The sequence below is a fragment of the Actinomadura hibisca NBRC 15177 genome, from assembly GCF_001552635.1.
Taxonomy (GTDB): domain Bacteria; phylum Actinomycetota; class Actinomycetes; order Streptosporangiales; family Streptosporangiaceae; genus Spirillospora; species Spirillospora hibisca.
In genome coordinates this window covers 1-885 of the sequence record NZ_BCRO01000165.1, presented here as the reverse complement: position 1 = coordinate 885, position 885 = coordinate 1, and the positions used below count along the sequence as shown (strand labels likewise).

Sequence of the window (885 nt, the reverse complement as noted above, 5' to 3'; positions counted from 1 at the left end):
TGTTCGTGATGGCGTGCCTTTTGAAGAATGAGCCTGCGAGTTATGGTGTGTGGCGAGGTTAACCGGTGGCGGGTAGCCGTAGCGAAAGCGAGTCTGAAGAGGGCGTTTTTAGTCGCATGCTGTAGACCCGAAGCGGAGTGATCTAGCCATGGGCAGGGTGAAGCGCCGGTAAGACGGTGTGGAGGCCCGAACCCACCAGGGTTGAAAACCTGGGGGATGACCTGTGGTTAGGGGTGAAAGGCCAATCAAACTCCGTGATAGCTGGTTCTCCCCGAAATGCATTTAGGTGCAGCGTCGTGTGTTTCTTGCCGGAGGTAGAGCTACTGGATGGCTAATGGGCCCTACAAGGTTACTGACGTCAGCCAAACTCCGAATGCCGGTAAGTGAGAGCGCGGCAGTGAGACTGCGGGGGATAAGCTTCGTAGTCGAGAGGGAAACAGCCCAGATCATCGGCTAAGGCCCCTAAGCGTGTGCTAAGTGGTAAAGGATGTGGAGTTGCTGTGACAACCAGGAGGTTGGCTTAGAAGCAGCCATCCTTGAAAGAGTGCGTAATAGCTCACTGGTCAAGTGATTCCGCGCCGACAATGTAGCGGGGCTCAAGCACACCGCCGAAGCCGTGGCATTCATGTGTAACGCATGGATGGGTAGGGGAGCGTCCTTCAGCCGGCGAAGCCGCCGAGTGATCGAGTGGTGGAGGCTGGAGGAGTGAGAATGCAGGCATGAGTAGCGAATCACACGTGAGAAACGTGTGCGCCGGATGACCAAGGGTTCCTGGGGCAGGCTAATCCGCCCAGGGTAAGTCGGGACCTAAGGCGAGGCCGACAGGCGTAGTCGATGGACAACGGGTTGATATTCCCGTACCCGCTGGTATGCGCCAACGCTGAA

Annotated in this window: 1 rRNA gene; it reads left to right on the top strand. The window is 57.1% G+C overall.

Features of this window, described 5'->3' with window-relative positions:
* A 23S ribosomal RNA gene (locus AH6_RS41915) occupies nt 1-885 on the top strand; the annotation flags it as partial.